General features: G+C 27.9%; 16 protein-coding genes and 1 pseudogene. 13 read left to right on the forward strand and 4 right to left on the reverse strand.

What is annotated here, in order from left to right:
- Positions 1-245 precede the first annotated feature (245 nt).
- The 6 genes from BM027_RS15645 (at position 246) to BM027_RS15670 (ending at position 4,705) form a co-directional block, all read left to right on the forward strand.
- Positions 246-1,217 carry a hypothetical protein gene (locus BM027_RS15645; RefSeq protein WP_090093881.1) on the forward strand — a complete coding sequence of 324 codons (972 nt, stop codon included), beginning with the start codon at positions 246-248 and terminating at the stop codon, positions 1,215-1,217.
- Between the two features lie 312 nt (positions 1,218-1,529).
- Positions 1,530-2,516 carry a hypothetical protein gene (locus BM027_RS15650; protein ID WP_090093883.1) on the forward strand — a complete coding sequence of 329 codons (987 nt, stop codon included), beginning with the start codon at positions 1,530-1,532 and terminating at the stop codon, positions 2,514-2,516.
- Positions 2,517-2,945: 429 nt separating this feature from the next.
- The gene (locus tag BM027_RS15655; RefSeq protein WP_090093886.1) at positions 2,946-3,386 is read left to right on the forward strand and encodes a SufBD protein; all 441 of its coding nucleotides are present in this window, start codon (positions 2,946-2,948) and stop codon (positions 3,384-3,386) included.
- A gap of 30 nt (positions 3,387-3,416) precedes the next feature.
- The gene (locus BM027_RS15660; RefSeq protein WP_090093888.1) at positions 3,417-3,680 is read left to right on the forward strand and encodes a TfoX/Sxy family protein; all 264 of its coding nucleotides are present in this window, start codon (positions 3,417-3,419) and stop codon (positions 3,678-3,680) included.
- 49 nt (positions 3,681-3,729) lie between these two features.
- Positions 3,730-4,125 carry a pyridoxamine 5'-phosphate oxidase family protein gene (locus tag BM027_RS15665; RefSeq protein ID WP_090093890.1) on the forward strand — a complete coding sequence of 132 codons (396 nt, stop codon included), beginning with the start codon at positions 3,730-3,732 and terminating at the stop codon, positions 4,123-4,125.
- A gap of 76 nt (positions 4,126-4,201) precedes the next feature.
- Positions 4,202-4,705 (forward strand): kinase, encoded by a 504-nt coding sequence (locus BM027_RS15670; protein WP_242943354.1) that lies wholly within the window; start codon positions 4,202-4,204, stop codon positions 4,703-4,705.
- A gap of 93 nt (positions 4,706-4,798) precedes the next feature.
- Here the strand turns inward: BM027_RS15670 and BM027_RS15675 are convergent, their stop codons facing one another.
- The 4 genes from BM027_RS15675 to BM027_RS15690 form a co-directional block, all read right to left on the reverse strand.
- Positions 4,799-6,064: an MFS transporter gene (locus tag BM027_RS15675; protein WP_090093893.1), complete on the reverse strand. Its 1,266-nt coding sequence runs from the start codon at positions 6,062-6,064 to the stop codon at positions 4,799-4,801.
- A 27-nt stretch (positions 6,065-6,091) separates the two neighbouring features.
- Positions 6,092-6,343 carry a hypothetical protein gene (locus BM027_RS15680; protein WP_090093896.1) on the reverse strand — a complete coding sequence of 84 codons (252 nt, stop codon included), beginning with the start codon at positions 6,341-6,343 and terminating at the stop codon, positions 6,092-6,094.
- A 12-nt stretch (positions 6,344-6,355) separates the two neighbouring features.
- The gene (locus BM027_RS15685; RefSeq protein ID WP_090093898.1) at positions 6,356-6,745 is read right to left on the reverse strand and encodes an SHOCT-like domain-containing protein; all 390 of its coding nucleotides are present in this window, start codon (positions 6,743-6,745) and stop codon (positions 6,356-6,358) included.
- 90 nt (positions 6,746-6,835) lie between these two features.
- Entirely contained in the window at positions 6,836-7,198 is a 363-nt protein-coding gene (locus tag BM027_RS15690) for a DUF2089 domain-containing protein (RefSeq protein WP_090093900.1), read from the reverse strand.
- Positions 7,199-7,616: 418 nt separating this feature from the next.
- Here BM027_RS15690 and BM027_RS15695 point away from each other — a divergent pair, with 418 nt between their 5' ends.
- The 7 genes and pseudogenes from BM027_RS15695 (at position 7,617) to BM027_RS15725 (ending at position 17,291) form a co-directional block, all read left to right on the forward strand.
- Positions 7,617-8,918, forward strand: a complete 1,302-nt coding sequence (locus tag BM027_RS15695; protein ID WP_090093903.1) for an acyl-CoA thioesterase/bile acid-CoA:amino acid N-acyltransferase family protein — start codon at positions 7,617-7,619, stop codon at positions 8,916-8,918.
- Between the two features lie 132 nt (positions 8,919-9,050).
- Positions 9,051-9,605 (forward strand): MarR family winged helix-turn-helix transcriptional regulator, encoded by a 555-nt coding sequence (locus BM027_RS15700; protein WP_175560014.1) that lies wholly within the window; start codon positions 9,051-9,053, stop codon positions 9,603-9,605.
- Positions 9,606-9,740: 135 nt separating this feature from the next.
- A complete protein-coding gene (locus tag BM027_RS15705; protein ID WP_090093906.1) occupies positions 9,741-10,700 on the forward strand; it encodes an alpha/beta fold hydrolase in 960 nt (319 codons plus the stop codon).
- Between the two features lie 846 nt (positions 10,701-11,546).
- A complete protein-coding gene (locus BM027_RS15710) occupies positions 11,547-12,023 on the forward strand; it encodes a MarR family winged helix-turn-helix transcriptional regulator (protein ID WP_090093909.1) in 477 nt (158 codons plus the stop codon).
- Between the two features lie 156 nt (positions 12,024-12,179).
- On the forward strand, positions 12,180-13,556 hold the full coding sequence (locus tag BM027_RS15715) for an MATE family efflux transporter (RefSeq protein ID WP_090093911.1): 1,377 nt from the start codon (positions 12,180-12,182) through the stop codon (positions 13,554-13,556).
- A gap of 448 nt (positions 13,557-14,004) precedes the next feature.
- A pseudogene (locus tag BM027_RS15720) lies at positions 14,005-15,563 on the forward strand (AAA family ATPase).
- A gap of 144 nt (positions 15,564-15,707) precedes the next feature.
- Complete coding sequence (locus tag BM027_RS15725) at positions 15,708-17,291, forward strand: AAA-like domain-containing protein (RefSeq protein WP_090093913.1); 1,584 nt, start codon at positions 15,708-15,710, stop codon at positions 17,289-17,291.
- Positions 17,292-17,434: the final 143 nt, after the last annotated feature.

The following is a 17,434-nucleotide window of genomic DNA, read 5'->3' on the forward strand; positions in this document are numbered from 1 at the left end:
TATTGTTGAACAAAACTTTCAGAAGTATAGAGAATATTCACTCATTTCATATAATATGGATAAATTCAAGCTTAAAGAAGTAAAAACGTATATCCTTAATGAGATAAAAGATAGAGGAAAATTAAGTGTTGACACTGGTTTAAGAAGATTACGTTTATATATGGTTTAAAGAAAAATAAAAAGAAGCTTATAAAAAAAGAAAGAAATAGTATTTATGTAATTTGGAGTATAAAGAACATATTTGAATGAAGAAACCGTATATAGAATTTGGAAAGAAGATGTATATAGTGAGTAAAAAAGATGAAGTATATTTATATGTAAAGTATGAAAATAATATATATAAATTTTTAAAACTAGTACAAGAAGATGATGGAAGTTTTTATATAGTATTCTTATATAATAAGAAACCTAAACATTGTATAAAATACAGATTAAAGCTTAATGAAAAAGATGGATTATCTTGTGAGAAGGAAGCTATTAATGAAAAAGAATCCATAAGATTTGAGCTCAAACGAATTTCTTATCATACAACTGGTAGAGTTAATTATCATGGAATGACTCATAATAGTACATATTTTGAACCACTAGTCAATGTTCAAAATATTAATACTTTTTTTATGATTTCAATTCCTCAAATAACTCAATTACAATTAGTTGAAGAACAAAATAAAACTAATTGTAGTATTGTTGATTTATCTAAAATACAAAATGAAAGATTAAATATTTACTTTAGTATTTTTCCCTATGAATTTGATGGGTTAGGTTCAATTAATAATTTAGTTACAGCTATAACTTATGATAAATTTTATTCTTTTGTAGTAACATTGGAAATTGATAGATTAAGCATTAATTTGGAGAAAAGAATAGAGAAAAATGCTTTCTTATATGGGGCAAGTGAATGTGGATTATATGAAAGCCAAGTATTAGGGAAAAATGAAGCATATATAAAGTTTCAACAAAAACTTTATTCTACTAAAGAGCTAATATTATTTGCACCTAATAATGCTGGGATATTTAGAATTGTATTTTGTGTTGAAATGAGAGTTCCTCCAAGAGTAAATATAGAATTTTTTAATGATAATTATCAAATAGAAATAATCAGTGTAGATACAGCCAAATTGAGATTTAAAATTCTTGATACTAAGAGTAATTCATATTTAAAAGACGCTGAAAATGTAAAAATAAAATCAATATCGTTAGATTCTGAAATATATTAGTATTATTAAAATCGAATATACTTTCGCACTTACTACTGATACGGCGAACCATATCATAAGTAAATGCGGTTTTCTAGTAAAGTATTGATATCACTAGCTTAACAAGATGTTTTATGTTGAAAATACTGTATCATAAATAATATGAATTTATAATTGAATTAACGGTAGTAGAGTATTATTGAGGATATCATATACAAATCAAATTATATTATGTAGAAAGTGAAGAGAAAGCTACAAATAATAAGGTTTAATATAACACATGGACTATATGGAAAATTAATTATATACTGTATAAAAATAGGGGGTGTAAGGATGAAAATAAAAAGAATGCTAGTGTTAATACTAATTACAATTTTCATTATGCCGACTTTGGCATTTGCAGATACTCAGAACAAAAGTATTAGCGCATCTTTTAATGAAATTAATATTAAGGTTAATGGAGTTAGTTTTCAAAGCGATAATATGGTGTACAATAATACTATATATTTACCAATATCTAATCTTTCAAAACTTCTTAACTTATCTGTGCATTACTATGATGCTACAAATACAGTGTACATTGGACAAATACCTGCTGGAGAGGTTCCGATTAGTATTGCTGAGTCTTGGAAATCATATGAGGAACCAAAAGATGTAATTCCAAAAGGAGTAAATAATATTGATGTAGCATTTAATAATGTTACTATTAAAGTTCATGGAGAAAAGGTTAATGCTGCAAATATATCATATAAAAATACAATTTTTGTTTCTCTAAAAGCAGTATGTGAAATATTGAATACTAATCTTATATACGATGCGCCTACATTAACTGCATATGTAGGACAGATCAACCAAAATGTAGCACCTTACGATATTTATAAAAATGGTTTTTTAGATAAACAGAAAACATTATATGCTGAACCAGCAACTGGAGATATGGAAGGGTGGCAGAAAATTAAAGGACATGAATATGAGGGCATAGTTGAGATTTATTATAAATTAAATGGAAATATCCAAAGTATACAAGTAAAAAACATAAGAAATGTTGATTTAAACAAAGTTGTTGAATGGATAGATGATAATGGTATAAAGAGATATAATTCTGTAGGATATATATACGAATTATTTAATCGTTTTGGTTCATATTCAACAGAATGGTTTAATAATAAATTCGGTAATCTTTATAAGGAGTGGTTAATGGTAAACTCTATAGATTCTGAGAAAATTGTATCAGATTATTTAGAAATGAGAGGACAAATTCAAAAACAAAACAAAATAACACTTACTCCAGATGCTGAATTTAAAACTATAGAGCCATAGAAGAAGGATATCAGTACTGAAGAAGTAATAAAAAACATTGAAAAATATATGAAAAAACAGTCAAAAAATAAAGTGAAGAATTGATTTAAATATATACAAAATAATAAAATCACTTACTTAATTGTAGGTGATTTTATTATGTCAAAATTTAAAGAAGATTTTTTACAGAGTCGAGGATTTTTATTTATTAGGAGATCTGATAAGAGGTTCTCCTTTTTCTGTTGTTTCAAAAAGGATGCTTATGATAAATCCTGTGAATATAAAAATTTGTATATAATAATACTGAATATGTTTTATTTGACGAAGTAAATTAAAAAAGAATTCTTTGAAAATTTAGTAGTGCTATTTGTAAAATATGTTACAATTTATTGAAAGATAAATAGTAATTTATAAACTGGAATTTTTGTTTAAGAAGCGTGAGGTGAAATTATGGAGAGTGTCGCAGAATTGATTGAAAGACTATACTCTAAAGATAATAAAGTTGCATATCAAGTATTGCAGCTGTTAGAAACTGAAAGCGAAAAATCTAATGCTGTCTATAAATTTTTTGATAGGTTTGCTGAAATGATTGAAGATAGTAATTCATATATCAGAACCAGAGGTATTGTCTTAATATCTGTTAACGCTAAATGGGATACGGAAAACAAAATTGATGAGATTATAGATAATTACTTAAAGCATATTTTAGATAAAAAGCCAATTACAGCAAGACAATGTATTAAGACATTGCCGAGTATTGCAAGATATAAATCAGATTTGGTTGAATGTATCCGAGAAGCCTTAATGAAAGCAGCTGTAACGATATATGGTGAAAGTATGCAGACACTGGTATATAAAGATATTTCGTCTTCATTAAAGAAAATTAGATGATAAATTCTAAATTTGAAAGGAAGTTTCATTATGGGGGAATTAGCAAAACTATCTAATATCGGAAAAGAAGTTGAAAGGCAGTTAAATAAAGTAGGGATATTTACTTATGATGAATTAAGAGATATTGGTGCAGAGCAGGCGTGGCTGAAAATACAAGAAATTGATGTTTCTGCATGTATTCATAGATTATTAGCACTGGAAGGTGCAATTCAAGGTGTTAAGAAAACAGAGTTACCACAGGAACGTAAAGCAGATCTAAAAGATTTTTATAATTGGCATAAAGGTAAACAGTAATTTGTAAGTTAGTTAAATAGACATTTAATTTAAGGGGAGGAGTTTAAGAATGAGTAAGAGTTTTGATTTTTTAAAATCATGTGGAGTGTTTTTTGTAACAACTATTAATGGTGAAGTTCCTGCTTCAAGACCATTTGGAGCAGTTATGGAATATGAAGGAAATCTATATATTTCTACTGGCAATACAAAAGATGTTTATAAGCAACTTGTGCAAAATCCCAATATTCAAATTGTTGCATTGAAAAAAGAAACAAGAGAATGGATAAGAATTAATGGAAAGGCAATAGAAACAAATGACTTAAAAGAGAAGATGACTATGCTTAAGGAATGTCCTATTCTTTCTAAAAGATTTAATTCTGCAACTTGCGAATATTTTGCCTTATTCAAAATTACGAATATGGAATCTTATCTATGTACCGACAACGGAATGAGTAAAATTGATTGAATGAGATTCTCAAATTCCAATTTAAGATTGGGTATTGTAAATAGTAATTTAGTCAATTCAGAAGGGGAGATATTAGGTGGATGGAGTGGCAAAGTTAATAATACTAAGAGGTAATTCTGGAAGTGGTAAAACTACGACAGGCAAGGCTTTACAAAGAAAATTTGGACATGGTACAATGCTAATTTCACAAGATGTCGTTAGAAGAGAAATGCTATTTGTGAAAGATGGACATAATCCAGAAGCAAGTCAGTTATTATTGGAACTTGGACTATACGGAAAAAGCCATTGTAATATCGTAATATTAGAAGGCATTTTAAATTCAAAGTGGTATGAAAAATTATTTGAAAATTTACTAGACGAATTCAACGACCAAATTTTTGCATATTACTTCGATATACCTTTTGAAGAAACTTTAAATCGTCATCAACAAAAGCCTAATTCACATGAATTTGGAGAAAAGGAACTAAGGGAATGGTGGAATGAAAAAGATTTATTAGATATTATCCCAGAAGTATGCCTGCATAAAGAATTAAGCTTAAATGAAATAGTGGATACAATCTACCAGGATGTTATAAAGTAAATAGCAAATTCCAATTTATAGAGTTGATTATAGATACAGGATAATAGTCCAATGTAGGGGACAATATCCTGTATTTTTTTAATATGCCTAAAACTATGCTTGGGGTTTTAATATACGTGGCTCATAAACTTCTGCAACTGCTTTCATAATGAAAATGAAGCAGACAGCAAAAAATATTATTGTTACAATGAGAAGTACATACTGGTAAGCAAATTTGCCAAGTATAAATCCATAGATTAATGATCCAAAGGGAACAGCTCCTTGACAGAACACACCCAATAAAGCAAAGAACCTTGCTCTCATTTCATTTGGAACCATTTTTTGAAAATTTACATTCATAGGTGTGTTTATTCCTGAATTAAACAATCCACATAATAGCATTACTACCGCTAAAATTATAAATAGTTTCAAGTTGTGACCACCAAGATAATTTACAGCATTTGGGTATACTGAAAATGTAAGTACAAAAAGCATAGCTGCTTGAAGTAAAATTGCAAGTTTTATTACTATTTTTGTACTAAATTTCTTTAAATAAGCCCCTAGTGCTATATTTCCAAGTAGTATACCAACGGTAAAACATGAAATTAAATAACCATACTGCTGTGAATTAAAACCTACACATTTTTTTAATACATAGGGAAATACTATATCAAAGAACGGTGCAACAAGAAAATTACTTATCAAGCAAAATAGTAAAAGTTGATTTAAAGCCTTATTTTTCTTTATAAAGCCAATTACACTAGCATTTTCTGTAAAAAATGATTTTAAAGTTATTCTTTCTCTTTGTCTATTTATATTTTTATAAATTATAAGAAATGAACAAAGTGCTGATATTATAAAGGATAGACCATTTAAATAAAATACTGTTTTTATTCCTAAAATTCCATATATTATACCTCCAAGACAAGGGCCTATAATCATGGAAATTGCATCACTGCCACCCCGCATGGACATGGCTTTCATAAGTTCTTCTTCTTTTATGAGTTCTGGAAGAATTGCTGTAGATGATGCTGAAAAAATACTATCCATAATAGAAATAAATATCTGTATTAAAAATAGTGTATAAATATTTAAACTATTCCATAAGGCTAAAAATCCTAATGTGAGCATTAAAATTCCTCTGCCAATATCGGTTATTACCATAATGTTTTTTCTATTCTTTCTATCACCTAAAATGCCTGCAAAGGGTAGTGTAATTATATTAGGTAACAGATTAAGAGCAGAAAATATTCCCATCATAATTGCAGAATGAGTTATATCCAATATATAAAGTGGTATTGCTATCTGTTGTATTCCAGTTCCAATGTAGGATATAAATCTTCCTAACATATAAAATAATAAATTTTTTTTAAGTTTCATTTTATCTCCTTATATTAAAATTGATATTTATAAAGTTATAGTAACGTGACTTCCATCTTTCGAGTGTACATCAACAATTTTTAAACCTTTGTATTCTCTTAAAATGTCAATACAACTTGAAAGTTCTTTCCAATCAATTATATTTATATATTTTTTATCTTTTTCAGGTATATGCTTTTGAATAAATGGGGTATCTACAATTGAAATTCCAAATTTTAAAAGTGCATTAGGCACAGGCACTGTAAATCCCCTTTTACCTGACTTAATATATATTTTCATAAAATTTCCTCTCTATTCTATACTAACTTCTACTAAATCACCATCTGCACTTTTCACATCTACTATTTTTCCTGAAAGGTTATTGTCTATTGCATCTGAAATAAAATTTAAATCTACATTTTCCATTCCCTTAATGTTATCAGTTATTGGTATTTTACCTATAGTTTTAAGCATAGTTTTTATAAACTTAATTGGAAGATTTACATTTACATCATCTCCCTCATGAGAAGTAACCTTTATTTTAAGCATTTTGTTTATGATGTCTGTATCGTTTGAAGTATTTCCTAAGGTTTCAATGGATGTGCTCTTAGTATTAAGTGCTTCTATAAGTTGTTCTGCTTTTTCAGAAGTTATTTTACCTTCTTGTACCATTTTTAATATTTTTGACATTTCTTCATTCATTTTAAACGCTCCTTTAATAACATATTAGGCATAATCAATTAAATAATAAGTCCATCTGTCAAGCCTATTTTTTATTTTCTTTCATATGCCTTATTCATTTAACATTTTAATAGCTTGGTCTGAAGTTATCTCTCCTTTGTCTAACATATCTACTATTTTCTTTTTATCTACTGAAGGTTCCTTTGCTACCTTATATCCAAGAGAAGTTATAACTTCATCTAATTTTGCTCTTACTGTTGGGTAGGATATGCCAAGTTCTTTTTCAACATCTTTTATATTTCCTCTATTTTTTAAAAACACTTCTATAAATTTTAATTGTTCTCCTGAGAGATATTCAAACTTTGACATTTCAAAATCATTTTCTATTACAGTACTGCATTTAGAGCACTTTAGTTTTGAAATAAAAAGTTTAGAAGAACAAACAGGGCATTTACTAATAACTTTATATGCCAAATTATCACTTCCCTTCCTGTGTTTATAATATATCACTTTAAATTAAATAAATCAATATTAAAATTAAATAAATCAATATTAAAATTAAATATTTTAATATTATTAATATTTATATTCATATCTTTAAGTTTTAAATTGATAATCAGGGGAGGTATATTAAAGTATTTTTCATAGGAAGAGAAAATGGAAGTAATTAAAAAGATATGCTATTTTTAATTGATGTATGAAAAAATTGATTATATTTCAGAAATAAATTTTATAATATAAAAATAGACAATATATTGACTACAGTAATATACATTGATATAATCGGATAGTCAATATATTGTCAAAGTTTTAATACGTTTGTTAAGTTACTTAATGAAATAGAGCTCTTTATTCAAAATATAAAGAATAATATTGCAAGGAGAATGTGATTATGAAAATAGAAATATCTAATATAGAAGCACTTGTAGTTGAAAAAATTAAAATTAAAGTTTTGGAACTAAGCCCAAATAGTAAACTAAGAATTAGCCTAAAAATGGAATTACCATGGTGCAAGGGAGAAGAATATTCATCTTACGGAGTATTTATTTCTGATGAAAAAGGTGAAGTGGATTTAGATTTAGCTAAGCCTTTGGAAGGTACTTATGAAGCTAATGATAGTATGGGATTAATTTATTCATTGAAAAAGTCTAGGACTGAAGGCAAAAACATTGCAGAAAATATATCTATTGATGAACCAATGATTATGAATATGGTATTTGAATCTTCTGATGAAAAAAAGGAAATTAATTTAAAGAGATTGTTTAAAACAGAAGATGTTATTATAAAGAATATATGTGAAGAAGAGTTTAGTGGGCAGTTATTTTATAAAGAAAAACTTAATAATAAAACAGTTTTAATGGTAGGCGGATCAAGTGGAGATGTAAGAGCATTAGCTCTGTTAGCAGCACCGCTTGCATCTACTGGATTTAATGTTCTTATAGTTCCATTTTTTGATTCAGAAGGATTACCAAACAAATTAGAAAAAGTTCCACTAGAATATTTTGAAAAAATATTTAAATGGATTGAGAATAATGAAATTACGTGTTCTAAAGAGATATTTCTACATGGAACATCAAAAGGTGGAGAATTATCACTTTTACTTGCTTCAAGATACAAACAAATTAAAAAAGTGGTTGCAGTAGAGCCTCATGCTTATTGTTTTCAAGCACTTAATGGAATGATGAGCGGAAATAATGTTTCATCTTGGGGCTATAAAGGAGAATCAATTCCATATATAGAAGTTGATAATGATATTTTTTTTGAAGATCAAAAGAAGGCTGTAGAAAAGGGAATCCCATTTGGATTTGCTAGTACTTATAAGAAAAGTATTGAAAAAGCAGCAAATAAAGAAGATGCAAGAATAAAAGTAGAGAATTCTGAAGCAGATATTCTTATGATTGCAGGAAAAGAAGATAATATCTGGAACAGTTATGATGGGTGTTTAGAAATATTAGATAATCTGAAAAAGAACAACTATAAATACAATGCAGAATTACTAACATGTGATAAAATGGGTCATCCGATGCCAGTTCCATATATTATTCCGATAAGCGAAACCTTATCCATGAATATGATGGGAGGAGTATTTTCTTCAGGTGGAACTATAGAAGGTAATGCAGAAGGACAGTTTAGATCATGGAAAAGAACAATTGAATTTTTTATGAAGCCTTTATCACAAAAACTAAAAAAATAAAAATGAGTATATTACAATAACCTCAGCATTATTGATATTTCTTCAGTAAAGTTATATAATCTATAGACAATGTATTGACTAAATGCAACGTCTATAGATTGTAGGTTAAATTTTATGAAGGAGATTTTTAGCATGGATTATAGTAAAGAAATTTATTTATTGCATATTATGCAGCAGGCATATTCAAGCCTTGTTTCAGTTTCAAATAAATTACAAATTACAGGTGATCAATATTGTGAGCCATTAACCTCTAGGCAATATATGACAATGCTCGCAGTGCTTCATTTACCTAAAGATGAGACTACGCTTATTAATATTGCTAAGAAGTTAGGTACAACAAAACAAAACATAACCCAATTAGTTAAAAGTCTTGAAAAAAAGAATTTTGTATCTATAATACCTAGTAAAAAAGACAAGAGATCTGTAAATGTATGTGTGACTGATTTAGGAATGGATGCCATTATTAAATGTGGGAAAAATGGTACTATTGATTTCATGGCTGATATTTTTAAAGATTTTACTAAAGAAGAAATAGAAACTCTTTGGAAGCTATTGATTAAACTATATCGTTTTGATGGTGTAGAAATGGATGGATTTGAAGAGAATGTTCAAATTCCTAATATTGATTTAGAAGAAGAAGTAAGATTTGGATTAGAAAAGTTTTTTAAGAGAAGAAATGCTAAATAATTAAGGAATAGTTATCAGGAATATTCTGGGAATAATTTTTTCTCTCACTAATAAGCTTCGAATAAAAGGTGATGTATATGTTGATAAAATATAAAACGAATAATATTATCACGGTAAAAAATGAGAATTCGAGTTATGAAAAATAAGTTTGGGAGATTAATTTACTATGAGGAATATGTACATATTAATGGTATAAATCAATATTTATTTCATACTGGGACAAAGTATGATAATCCAGTAATGTTGTTTTTACATGGTGGACCTGGTTTTGCAGAATCAACACTTTCACATGTTTTTCAAGAAAAATGGGAAGAAATTTTTACAGTGGTTCATTGGGATCAACGTGGTGCTGGAAAAACGCTTACTAGGAATCCTGATAAATGTCCTGCTATTGACTTAATGTTAGAAGACTTGTTTGTAATTGTTCAATATCTAAAGAAAAAATATAACAAAGAAAAAATAATTGTACTTGGGCATTCGTGGGGAACTGTTTTAGGAAGCATGTTTATAAAGAAGCACCCAGAAGAGGTAGCTTATTATATTGGGGTTGGGCAAGTTATCAGTATGTTTGAAAATGAGCGTCTTGGATACGAAAAAGTTAGAGAATTAGCTTTGCAGGCAAATGATATGAAATCTTTAAGAAAGCTTGAAAGTTTAGGTGATTATCCAGGGAATAACCATGGCATTAACTTTAAGAAAAAATCTGAGAAATTACGTAAAATTCAAGGTAAATATAATTTGGCTGTTAATTGGAATTTCTCCACAATTATTGGTTTAATTAAAAGTCCAATTTTTAAATTATCAGATATTTATGCATTGATAAAAATGGATAAAGTAAACGAAGAAATAATAGAATTTTGGAGTAAATTTGATATAAGATTAGAATCAATAGAATATAAAGTACCAATTTATTATATTTTAGGTAAAAATGATTGGCAAACACCATATGTTATTGCAGAAGAATATTTTAAGGAGATTAATGCACCACATAAAAAGTTATATTTAATACCTAATGCTGGACACTTTACAATGCTGGATCAATCTAACTTGTTTTTCTCTTCATTATTAGAAATTAATAATGAAGAGAAAAATTAAGGTGGAACCTAATAAAGAAGTATTATCACTTACTTACATTTATGAATAATTTTAGGATATTTTTTGATTATGATTTGAGTTACCAGCATACGGAAGTTTAGGGTCACATATTACAAATTGAAAGCTGTCTCTATCCACGTATCCAACAGTTTTGTCACTATCATACAGATCAAGTAAAAAATTTGCAATTTCATTACTCATAGCAGATACAAATACTAAAAAATGTTTTATTAAGAGATACTAAATTCACTACATTAGAAATAAAAGAAATGAGTTTTTATTTTAATACAGATAAAATATACTAAGAGCTTAATATAAATGATAACTTAATAATGTATTTAAGATATGTAGGAGAAGCAAGTCTAGATAATGGAGGAGGTTCTCCTTCTTATTTCAAGAAGAAAATTGATGATAAATCTGTGAATAAAAAAATTTGTATATAATAGGTTTTAAATAAAAATGTCTAAATAGTTAAAAATAGTCTAAATAGAGAAGAATGATTTAGAATAAATACAATAGCCCATGTAAACTTCATTTGATAATTTTTTATATCATTTTCATGAAGTTTACACGAACTATTTTAGAATCACTAGAATTTGATTAAAAGCAATGTACTACTTTTTCCTTTTTGCTGAAGTTACATTTTGCTTAGCTTTCTGAGTATTGCTATCAAAAACATTATTAGAGGAGTTTCGTTCTGAAGGGGGTGAATTTAGTATCTTTAAACCTGGTACGTCTTTAGCGTTTCTGAGCAACAAAGATAGTCAGCAATCTTCCAATCTTTGTAAGGTACCTGTTACCTTACCAAAACTTGACAAAAGAGTATAGTAGCTATATACTTTCGTTATGATGAATTTCAATAATGAACGAAAAAATAAAATAAGTTATTCTTTATTAACAGTAATTTACAAGTTTATCGAGAATGATACACAGACCCGTTATTATGGAACTGATACACCTTTATTCAGCTCAGAAATACACATGATAAGAGCAATTAAAGAGGAGGAGGGTATTCATATTACAGGATTGGCAAATAAATTGGGTGTAACAAAAGGGGCTGTATCACAAATTGTTAATAAACTGAATAAAAAGGGCTTCATAACAAAAGAAACTGATTTACATAATCAATCAAAGCTTATTATAAAATTAACGCCAAAAGGTGAAATTGCAGATGCAAATCATGTGAAATTGCATAATAAATTTGATACATTAATTAATAATATATTAAAAGATGCTTCAAATGAAGAAGTTACATTCCTAAAGAATTTTTTAAATAAAGTTGAAGAGCAAATTGACGATTTTGAAAAAAATCTTACGGAATAAATATTTTTATTCAAAGTGTATAGCAGGTATACATATTAACGGTAAACTTCTATTTGAGAAATTTTCTGTTAATGTGTATGTCATAAATATTTTTTTTACCAAAGCGTATAGCTACTATACTCTTCGTCGTAAATAGATTACAGGAGGTAAATATTAATGAATAAAAAAGAAAATAAAATAAAAATGATAGGTGAAGGTGATATTAAAAAAGTATTATTTCAGCTTGGCATACCGGTTATTATCGGAATGCTTGTGACTTCCCTTTATAATGTTGTGGATGCTATGTTTGTTGGAGGATTAGGGACAAGTCAAATGGCTGCTGTCTCAATTACATATCCAATTGGGCAGTTGATTATTGGATTGGGGTTAACATTTGGAAGCGGTTCTGCATCTTATATATCAAGACTTTTGGGTGAAAAGAATAATAAACAAGCCGATTGTACTGCTTCAACAGCATTATTTACTAGTATCATTGTAGGATTAATAACTATTGCGCTAACAATGTGTTTTCTTGACAAAGTGTTAACTTTTTTAGGTGCTACGCAAACAATTCTGCCTTATGCAAAAGAGTTTGCTATTATTTACATACCGGGTTCAATATTAAATGTTATTAATGTAACAATGAATAATATTTCGGCATCAGAGGGTGCCACAAAAATTAGCATGACGTCAATGCTTATGGGAGCCGGATTAAATGTTATTCTTGAACCTATTTTTATATATACGTTCCAGTGGGGAATTAAAGGTTCAGCGATTGCAACTGTGATTGCACAGGGAGTTACTACTCTTCTTTATGTGTGGTATATCTTAAGTGGAAAAAGCAATTTGCATATTTCGATTAAACATTTTTCTATAAATAAAATAATATATGTTCAAATCTTGAAAATTGGAATACCAACCTTACTTTTTCAATTATTATCAAGTGCTTCAATGGGATTGACCAATACTGCATCAAGTCATTATGGTGATTCAGCTGTTGCAGCAATGGGGGTCGTTGCAAGGGTTTTAGCTCTCGGTTCATATGTTATATTTGGATATGCGAAAGGATTCCAACCTGTTGCAGGATTTAGTTTTGGTGCAAGAAATTATAAAAGATTGAGAGAAGCTATTGTGGTTTCACTAAAATGGTCAACTGTTTTTTGTGCAGTAACTGAAATTATATTCTTTATTTTTTCAAGGCAAATTATTGGTTTGTTTAGTAAAGATGCTTCTGTTATTGCAATAGGTAGCAACGCCTTAAAAGCAAACAGCATAACTTTTATTCTGTTTGGTTTTCAATATATATACACAACCCTATTCCTAGCTCTTGGAAAAGCATTCAAAGGTACAATCTTGAGTATTGCGCGCCAAGGTATCTTTTTTATACCAGTAATTCTTATTTTACCAAGTATTTTAGGATTAAATGGTATCATATTTACACAACCTATAGTTGATGTTATGACTACAATACTAACTCTAATATTCGCTGTAAAAATACAAAGAAAAATAAAGTATTCTAGTCAAGAATCAAATTCAAAAATCATTCAAGGGTAACAACAGTATTCATGTAGCTCTTGGCAAGATTGATAAACAATATTATTATTTTTGTTTAATAATTATATTTGAATAATATGAGGAATACTTACAAGAGAATGAAGCAACAAAGATAGTCAACAGGATTCCAATATTTGTAAGGTACCTGTTACCTTACAAAAACTGGAACATTAAACTTTTTTACTTATGATGTTGTGAAGCGTATCTGTGGAGAAACAAAATTATCAAAAGTGTTTAAAAGATTAAAAATAAGCAAATGATATTAGAAGTATCATTGGCTTAGGCACATTCAAAAAAATAACAAGTCAATATACATGCCATATTGGACTTGTTATTTTTTTCATGTGCCTTATGTTATAATTAAGATAAATAAGTTAGAAATTAAAATGAGTATAATGGACATTCAAAATAATCGGTTAACATATAAAGATATAGGGGGCGGAGCTGTATGGCTATATATTTAAATACTAATAAGCCTTTAGAAAATTACAAGAATCTCTATAGAAGCAAATATTTTGTAGATAAATCTTTAATTATAGAAAATTTAAATCAATTAATAGAAACATCAGATAGATATTTATGTATAACAAGACCAAGAAGATTTGGCAAGTCTAGTATTGCTGATATGTTAGGGGCTTATTATTCTAAAGCTGTGGATTCAAAAGAGATTTTTAATAGACTTAATATAAGCAAATTTGATTATTATGAAGAGCATTTAAATAAATATAATTTAATTAATATTTCTTTCAATAAAATACCGGAAATCGGAAAAAGTTTTGATGCTTATATGGATATGATAAAGACATCATTAATAAATGATATTAAAGAAGCTTTTCCAAAAACTGATAGCAAAAAGTATTTCACCATAAGTGATATGTTAATTGATACAGGAGAGAAGTTTATATTTATTTTTGATGAGTGGGACTATATTTTTAATAATAATCTTTTTATAGAAGATCAAAATAATTTTCTAGAATTTATAAGAAATTTACTTAAAGACCAACCTTATGTAGCACTTGCATATATGACTGGAGTACTACCAATAAAGAAATATTCTAGTGGTTCAGCCCTTAATATGTTTGATGAGTTTACATTTTTAAAGGATAGAATATTTGATGAATATTTTGGTTTTATAAATAGTGAGGTTATAGCTCTTTGTAAAAAAATGAATCAATTAATTTTAATGAATTAGAGGCATGGTACAATGGGTATCTAACAGCAAAAGGTACAAGAGTATATAATCCACGTTCAGTAGTTAAAGCACTACAAAATGGCTATTGTGAAAGCTATTGGACAAATACTGGAGCTATGGATGAAGTTAAGGAATACTTAAAATATAATATCAGAGAAATAAGAGAAGATGTTATAAAAATGGTATCAGGTGAAGAAATTGATATTTCAATAAAGGAAGAGTTTAGAGCAGGTCAAGCTGCACCTAGGACCAAGAAAGAAATATATTCAGCAATGATAATACTTGGATTTTTATCTTATTCTGATGGTTATTTAAAAATACCTAATAAAGAACTAATGCAAGAATTTGAAAAAGCACTAGAAGATGAATCGTTTGGATATGTAGCAGAAATTATTGATAACTCTAAAAAGATGTTAAAGGCAACAGTTTCAGAAGATACAGAAACTATAGTAAAAATACTACACGATATTCATAACTCTGAAATACCAATACTTCAATATAATGATGAAAATAGTTTAGCATGTGTTTTAACTTTAGCGTATCTTTCAGCAAGAGATACATATAGAGTAGAAAGAGAAGAAAAATCAGGAAAATGATATGCCGATTTTACTTTTCACCCTAGAAGAAAGAATGATATTGCTTTTATAGTTGAACTTAAGAAGGATGAAACTCCAGAGGTGGCAATAAATCAAATAAGGAAAAAAGAATATGTAGAGAAGATGCGACACGAAAATGAAGGCAAAAAAGTATTAGCAGTGGCAATATGTTATAATTCAAAGAGTAAAGAACATAGCTGTAAAATTGAAGAAATTTAAGATTATAGATAGGCTTAAGGCACATGAAAGAAAATAATAGACCCAATATACATGGCATATTGGACTTGTTATTTTTTTGAATGTGCCTTATGTTTAAATGAGGTTAATGTGTGATAAAATAATAGCAGAGGATGGTGAAAATTTTTGGAGAAAGAATTTAATATAACAGGAACGTGTATTCCTAAAATGCATTATATGGTAGACACATCTGATAAATTAAAAAAAACTATGAAACTTATATATAAAGGAAAGTATTTTATAATAAATAGACCAAGACAGTATGGAAAGACTACAACTTTATATATGTTAGAGAGATTTTTAAATAAAGATAAGGATTATTTAGTTTTATCTATTAGTTTTGAAGGAATTGGAGATTTAATTTTTGAGGATGAAGCTAGATTTTCTAAAGGGTTCTTGAAAATATTAAAAAGAAGTATTGAAATAGAAAACATGGAGCTTGCAGATTTTGTTAATAAAGAAAAAGAGGAAGTTGAAGATTTAGATGATTTATCAAGCTTTATAACTAAATTAGTAAAGAAAACAAACAAGAAAGTAGTATTAATGATAGATGAAGTTGATAAAAGCTCAAATAATCAATTATTTTTAAGTTTTTTAGGAATGCTTAGAAATAAGTATTTACTTAGAAATGTTGGCAAGGACTACACATTTCATAGTGTAATACTTGCAGGTGTTCATGATGTTAAAACTCTAAAGGTAAAGATAAGACCAGATGAAGAACAAAAATACAATAGTCCTTGGAATATAGCTTCTGATTTTGATGTGGATATGAGTTTTTCAAAAGAAGAAATAATGACCATGCTCGATGATTACGTGAAAAATAAAGAAGTAGTTTTAGATAAAGAATATTTTTCAGAAAGATTGTATTTTTATACCTCAGGCTATCCATTCTTAGTAAGTAAATTATGCAAAATAATAGATGAAAAGATAATGATAGAAGATAAATTAGTATGGGAAAAAGAATATATGGACTTAGCTGTAAAGGAAATCTTAAGAGATAGCAATACTAATTTTGATAGCTTAATTAAAAATATTCACAATAATTTAGAATTAACAAGTTTAGTAAAGAAAATTATTTTAGATAATGATCAAGTAACTTATGTACCTGATAATCCAATAATAAATTTGGGAATAATATATGGTATTTTTAAGAATGACAATGGAAAAGTCAAAATTAATAATAGAATATATGAACAAAGAATTTATAATTATATGAGTTCACTAATAGAAACATCAGTTAATGTAGGTTCTTATAATCAAAGAAGCTTATATATAAAACCAGACGGCAATTTAGACATAAAAAAGATTTTAGTAAAATTTTCAGAATTTATGAAGCATGAGTATTCAGAAAAAAGAGAAGCTTTTTTAGAAGCAGATGGAAGATTATTATTTTTAGCTTTTATAAGCCCAATAATAAATGGAACAGGATTTGCCTTTAAAGAAGTTCAGGGTGGAGAAGAAAGACGTTTTGACATAGTTATAACTTATAATAAGAAAATGTATATATTAGAACTAAAAAAATGGAATGGAGAATCCTATCATCAGAAAGGCTTAATTCAATTAGGAGAATACTTAGAGCAGTATGGATTAGATGAAGGATATCTTTTAATATTTGATTTTAGAAAGATTAAAGGGGCAGTAGGTAAATTAGAGGAAACTATTGTAACTTTAGGTGAGAAGGAAAAAAGGATAGTTGAAGTTTATTGCTAGAGAAATAAGGCATATGAAAAAAAATAACAAGTCCAATATCCCATGTATATTTTGTGTCAGGCAAAGAAGCAGAATGGTTTAATAGCGAGCTATTAGACTAATCTACTGACTCAGTATGACTTAAAATAGACTAGAATATTGAC

It is taken from the genome of Clostridium uliginosum, from assembly GCF_900112485.1.
GTDB lineage: Bacteria > Bacillota > Clostridia > Clostridiales > Clostridiaceae > Clostridium > Clostridium uliginosum.